The following is a 4292-nucleotide window of genomic DNA, read 5'->3' on the forward strand; positions in this document are numbered from 1 at the left end:
CTTACTCCCTGATTAATTTGAGTGTATTGATTTTGGGTTTGTCAGAGGGGTTTATGGAAGGATTTGGCGGCGAATTGGCGCGGGACGTTGTTTGGAAAAGCCGTTAATCAAGCGCCGGAATAAAGTGGTCATCTGACGTGAAGATTCGAGCGGTATCGGCGAGGCGGAAAGGTCTGGTGGCCTTGGTGTGTGCGGTTGCGACTGGCATGGCGCAGGCGCAGTCTGTGTCGACCTATGGCACCCCCGGTCTGCTCGAGACCCCGACCGCCGAGATGTTCGAGGATGGCACGCTGGTCTTCACCGGTGCCGGGCTGCGCAATACCGGGCGGGCGACGTTGACCTTTCAGATGCTGCCCTGGGTGCATGGCAGTTTTCGCTATGCGGTGATCGACAAGCTGGATGGCCCTGACACCACGCGCTATGACCGTAGCTTTGACCTGCACTTCCGGCTGCGCGAAGAAAGCAGGCACGGGCCGGCCATCGTGATGGGGCTGCGCGATTTCGGCGGCACCGGCATCTATGCTGCGGAATATGTCGTGGCGACCAAGACCTTTCAGGACCGGTTCAAGCTGACCGGCGGCATCGGCTGGGGGCGCATGGCGGGGCGCGGCGCATTCTCGAACCCGCTGGGCGTATTCGGCAGCCGGTTCGATACCCGGCCCGCTTCGAACTCGAACGGTCAGGGCGGTGAAGTGGAGTTCGGAAACTGGTTTCGCGGCGACGCGGCCCTGTTTGGCGGTGCCAGCTGGCAATATAATGACCGGCTGACCTTTCTGGCCGAGTATTCGCCGGATCTTTATACCCGGGAAGCCACCAATGACAGTCTCAGGATCAAATCGCCAATCAATGTCGGGCTGCAATACCGGTTCAAAAATGGGTCGCAACTGACCACATCCTATCTCTATGGCACCACGCTGGGGCTGACCTACAGCTACTTCATCGACCCGCGCAAAGCGGTGACGCCGGGCGGACAAGGCGCTGCGCCGCCGCCCCTGCGGCCCGAATCCCAGGTCGCCGCCGCCACTGCGGGCCGCGCGCCCGGCGATATCCGGGCGCAGTTGCAGACCGCGCTGGCGCAGGAAGGGCTGCGGCTGGTCTACCTGTCCGAGACCGGCGACACCGTCCGGGTCGGGGTCGAGAACAATCGCTATGGCCAGGCCGCCCAGGCGCTGGGGCGTACCGCCCGGGTGCTGGCCAACGAAGAACCGCCGCAGGCGGAACAGTTCGACATCGCGCTGATGTCGAACGGGGTGCCGCTGAGCGCGGTGCGGATCAACCGCGACGATCTCTATGAGCTGGAGCACGACCCCGACAATGCCTGGCGCAGCTTTGCCCGGGCTCAGATCTCGGACACGATCCCGCTGGTGCAAGGCGGTATCCTCAGCGATGCCTATCCGCATTTTTCCTACCGGTTCGGGCCTTATCTGAACTTTTCCTTCTTCGACCCCGACGATCCGCTGCGATACGAGCTAGGGGCGGCGCTGGGGCTGGACTACACGCTCTTGCCCGGCTTTACCCTATCGACCGAACTGCGCCAGCCGGTCCTCAGTACGCTGGATGACAGCACCCGGGTCTCGGATTCGACCCTGCCGCATGTGCGCTCGGACTGGGCGATCTATGCCCGCGAATCCAACCTGCGCGTCGAGCATATGACCGCCGAGTACATGTGGCGGCCGGGCACAGACCTCTATGCCCGCACCACGCTGGGCTATCTGGAAACTATGTTTGGCGGGCTGTCGACCGAGCTGCTGTGGTACCCCACCGACAGCCGTCTGGCCCTGGGGGTCGAGGCCAACTACGTCGCCCAACGCGACTTTGACGTGCTGTTCGGCTTTCAGGATTACAACGTCGCCACCGGCCATGTCTCGGCCTATTACGACCTGCCGGGCGAGTATCACGCACAGGTCGATGTCGGGCGTTATCTGGCAGGCGACTATGGCGCCACATTCACCCTGGACCGGGAATTCAACAACGGCTTCAAGGTGGGGGCCTTCTTTACCCTGACCAATGTCAGCTCCGAGGAGTTCGGCGAAGGCTCGTTCGACAAGGGCATCCGGCTGGAGATTCCCATCTCATGGCTAACCGGCCGCCCGTCGCGCAACAAGCTGGCCCAGACCATCCGGCCCGTCCTGCGCGACGGCGGCGCGCGGCTGCATGTGCGCAACCGGCTTTACGAAGTGACCCGCGAGGCCCGCGCCCAGGACCTGTCCCGCGGCTGGGGGAGGTTCTGGCGATGAAGGCCCTGCGCCGCCCTGCCCTGCTGGCCCTGATGGCCCTGCTGCTGATCTCCTGCGGCGACGTGCAGGAGGATGTCGACCTGCTGAAAGGCGCGCTGTTTCCCAGCGCCCCGCGCTTCCACCCCCGCGCCGAGGCGCTGGCCGCGCGCCGCCCGATCCCGCCCCGACTCGAGGTCGGCTTCCCCAGCCGCGATCTGGCCGGTGTCATGCTGCTGGAAACCGAGCGCGCAGGCGTGCAAACCTGGCTGACCGCGGATGGCGCCACCATCACGCTGGAACAGGGCATGCTGACCTCGGCCATCGGATTTGGCGGTGGCTTGTCCGGCTCGGATCTGCACCAAAGCGCCGCGCTGATCCTGAATGGGGGTAAAGGACAGGTCGAACGCTTCCACAGCTTTCTCAACGGCGATGACGAGATCGAGCTGCACGCCTATAAATGCCGGATCTCCGCGCTGGGACCCGAGACGGTGGTGCTGGGCGGCACCCCCGTCGCCACGCAAAAGCGGCAGGAAGACTGTTATGGGGTGGCCCAGCAGTTCACCAACATTTACTGGGTGCAGGACAGCACCGGCCAGATCGTCCAGTCCTCGCAATGGACCGGCGATTTTCTGGGCAACATGTTCATAAAGGCTGTGCCCGATGATAGGTAAGATTTTGAACAGCAGAGGATGCATCGTGCGCCACACTTCCCTTTTCCTCAGCGCGCTGGCCGTGACCGGCCTGATCGCCGGATGCTCGACCATCTACCGCAGCCCCTCGGTGACTGCGGGCGTGTCGGATGCCGGCAAGGTCCGCGTCGTGCCGGTGACGCCCGAGACCGTGCTGGTCGCCAACCGTTCACCCTATTCCCCAAAAACCCTGCCCTCGGTGTTTGCACTGTCGGCGGGATCGGGCTCCTCCTCCAGCCTGCGCGGCACCGGCCCCCTGCCCGAGGCGCCCTCGACCCAGGACGGGTCGCGCGCAGGTCTGCAACTGGATCCGCCGCCGCAGGTCAACCCCGGCCCCTACACGATCGGCATCGGCGACGTGCTGGTGCTGTCCACGCCCTCGACCCAAGGCACCGCGGGCGAGCTGTCGGGCCTGCTGGCCGCGCAGAACAGCCGCAACGGCTATACCGTGCAGGATGACGGCTCGATCAACATCCCCGATGTCGGCCGCGTGCGCCTCGTTGGCCTGACCGTGGACGAGGCCGAGGCGCTGCTGTTCCAGCGTCTGGTGGAAAACCAGATCGACCCCACCTTCAGCCTGGAAATTGCCGAGTTCAATTCCCGCCGCGTCTCGGTCGGTGGCGCGGTCGGCCAGCCCGGCGTGCAGCCGATCACCCTGACCCAGCTGACATTGGGCGAGGCGCTCTCGGCCGCAGGTTCCGTCTCGGTCAGCGATATCGACAATTCCTCGGTGCGCATCTACCGCGATGGCAATGTCTATCAGATCCCGCTGGAAGACCTTTATTCCCGCACCGCGCTGCAGAACCTCAACCTGATCGCCGACGACTCGGTCTTTGTCGACACCGACTATGACCTCGACCGCGCCGAGCGCTACTTTGCCCAGCAGATCGCCCTGCGCGAGACCGTGCTGGAAGGTCGCCAGACCGCGCTGCAGGAGCTGAATGTCGCCGTCAACCTGCGCCGCGCCGATCTGGATGAACGCCGCAACAACTTCGTGCAATCCATCGAGCTGGACGCCGTCGACCGCGATTACGCCTATCTCTCTGGCGAGGTCCGCACCCAGGGCCGCTATGCCCTGCCCTTCAACCACGCCGCCACCCTGGCCGATGCGCTTTACGACACCGGCGGCGGGGTCGCCAAGGAAACCGGCGACGCGTCCGAAGTCTACGTCCTGCGCGCCGCCCAGGACCCCCGAGAGTTCGGCGCCGTCACCGCATGGCATCTCGACACAACAAACGCCGCACACCTCACACTCGCCGCCCAATTCGAACTCAGATCAAACGACATCATCTTCATCGCTGAAAACCCCGTCACAAAATGGGGCAGAACTATCTCTCAAATCACACCCTCAATCATTACAACACCCATAAACGCCGCAGTGAATTGA

3 protein-coding genes are annotated in these 4292 nt (G+C 64.0%); all 3 read left to right on the forward strand.

The annotated features are described in order from the left end of the window. Positions 1–176: 176 nt before the first annotated feature. From GOW98_RS25385 to GOW98_RS25395, 3 genes are read left to right on the forward strand one after another with little or no spacing between them, the layout of a single operon-like run. Complete coding sequence (locus GOW98_RS25385; RefSeq protein ID WP_367646911.1) at positions 177–2237, forward strand: YjbH domain-containing protein; 2061 nt, start codon at positions 177–179, stop codon at positions 2235–2237. Further along, positions 2234–2887: a YjbF family lipoprotein gene (locus GOW98_RS25390; protein ID WP_170337377.1), complete on the forward strand. Its 654-nt coding sequence runs from the start codon at positions 2234–2236 to the stop codon at positions 2885–2887. Before GOW98_RS25385 ends, GOW98_RS25390 begins: the two co-directional genes overlap by 4 nt. 25 nt (positions 2888–2912) lie before the next feature. Further along, positions 2913–4292 carry a polysaccharide biosynthesis/export family protein gene (locus tag GOW98_RS25395; protein WP_367646912.1) on the forward strand — a complete coding sequence of 460 codons (1380 nt, stop codon included), beginning with the start codon at positions 2913–2915 and terminating at the stop codon, positions 4290–4292.

The sequence above is a fragment of the Ruegeria arenilitoris genome (assembly GCF_013032445.1).
GTDB lineage: Bacteria > Pseudomonadota > Alphaproteobacteria > Rhodobacterales > Rhodobacteraceae > Ruegeria > Ruegeria arenilitoris_F.